General features: G+C 59.3%; 1 rRNA gene (only partly in view). It reads left to right on the plus strand.

Annotated features, from left to right (window positions below):
- The first annotated feature begins 245 nt into the window (after positions 1-245).
- A 23S ribosomal RNA gene (locus ACFV7R_RS46870) occupies positions 246-1,782 on the plus strand; it runs 1,599 nt beyond the window's last position.

Here is a 1,782-nt window from a genome sequence, read left to right on the forward strand (position 1 = left end):
GGTTGCTCATGGGTGGAACGTTGATTATTCGGCACGGTCCGGGACGGACCAGGCGCTAGTACTGCCCCTGCGGGGCGTGGAACGCTGATCTGGTCGGCCGGCCGTGCCGGGCACGCTGTTGGGTGTCTGAGGGTGCGAGCGCTGCTCGTCCTTCGGATGCCGGCCCCGGTGAAGCACCGTGCAAGTGGTGTGTGACGGGTGGCTGGTCGTTGTTTGAGAACTGCACAGTGGACGCGAGCATCTGTGGCCAAGTTTTTAAGGGCGCACGGTGGATGCCTTGGCACCAGGAACCGATGAAGGACGTGGGAGGCCGCGATAGGCCCCGGGGAGTCGTCAACCAGGCTTTGATCCGGGGGTGTCCGAATGGGGAAACCCGGCAGTCGTCATGGGCTGTCACCCGCTGCTGAACACATAGGCAGTGTGGAGGGAACGCGGGGAAGTGAAACATCTCAGTACCCGCAGGAAGAGAAAACAACCGTGATTCCGGGAGTAGTGGCGAGCGAAACCGGATGAGGCCAAACCTACGACGTGTGAGACCCGGCAGGGGTTGCGTCGTGGGGGTTGTGGGATCTCTCTTCTACGGTCTGCCGGCCGTGGGACGAGTCAGAAACCGTTGACGTAGGCGAAGGACATGCGAAAGGTCCGGCGTAGAGGGTAAGACCCCCGTAGTCGAAACGTCAGCGGCTCGTTGGAGAGACACCCAAGTAGCACGGGGCCCGAGAAATCCCGTGTGAATCTGGCGGGACCACCCGCCAAGCCTAAATATTCCCTGGTGACCGATAGCGGATAGTACCGTGAGGGAATGGTGAAAAGTACCCCGGGAGGGGAGTGAAATAGTACCTGAAACCGTGTGCCTACAAGCCGTGGGAGCGTCGGAGCCTTCGGGCTCTCGTGACTGCGTGCCTTTTGAAGAATGAGCCTGCGAGTTTGCGGTGTGTTGCGAGGTTAACCCGGGTGGGGAAGCCGTAGCGAAAGCGAGTCCGAACAGGGCGGTTCAGTAGCACGCTCAAGACCCGAAGCGGAGTGATCTAGCCATGGGCAGGTTGAAGCGGAGGTAAGACTTCGTGGAGGACCGAACCCACCAGGGTTGAAAACCTGGGGGATGACCTGTGGTTAGGGGTGAAAGGCCAATCAAACTCCGTGATAGCTGGTTCTCCCCGAAATGCATTTAGGTGCAGCGTCGTGTGTTTCTTGCCGGAGGTAGAGCACTGGATAGGCGATGGGCCCTACCGGGTTACTGACCTTAGCCAAACTCCGAATGCCGGTAAGTGAGAGCGCGGCAGTGAGACTGTGGGGGATAAGCTCCATGGTCGAGAGGGAAACAGCCCAGAGCATCGACTAAGGCCCCTAAGCGTACGCTAAGTGGGAAAGGATGTGGAGTCGCAGAGACAACCAGGAGGTTGGCTTAGAAGCAGCCACCCTTGAAAGAGTGCGTAATAGCTCACTGGTCAAGTGATTCCGCGCCGACAATGTAGCGGGGCTCAAGCGTACCGCCGAAGTCGTGTCATTGCAGCATGAGGGCCAACGCCCGCTGTGATGGGTAGGGGAGCGTCGTCTGCCGGGTGAAGCGGCCGCGTAAGCGAGTCGTGGACGGTTGACGAGTGAGAATGCAGGCATGAGTAGCGATACACACGTGAGAAACGTGTGCGCCGATTGACTAAGGGTTCCTGGGTCAAGCTGATCTGCCCAGGGTAAGTCGGGACCTAAGGCGAGGCCGACAGGCGTAGTCGATGGATAACCGGTTGATATTCCGGTACCCGCTGTGAAGCGTCAAACATCGAA

Source organism: Streptomyces sp. NPDC059866 (genome assembly GCF_042731325.1).
GTDB lineage: Bacteria > Actinomycetota > Actinomycetes > Streptomycetales > Streptomycetaceae > Streptomyces > Streptomyces flavusporus.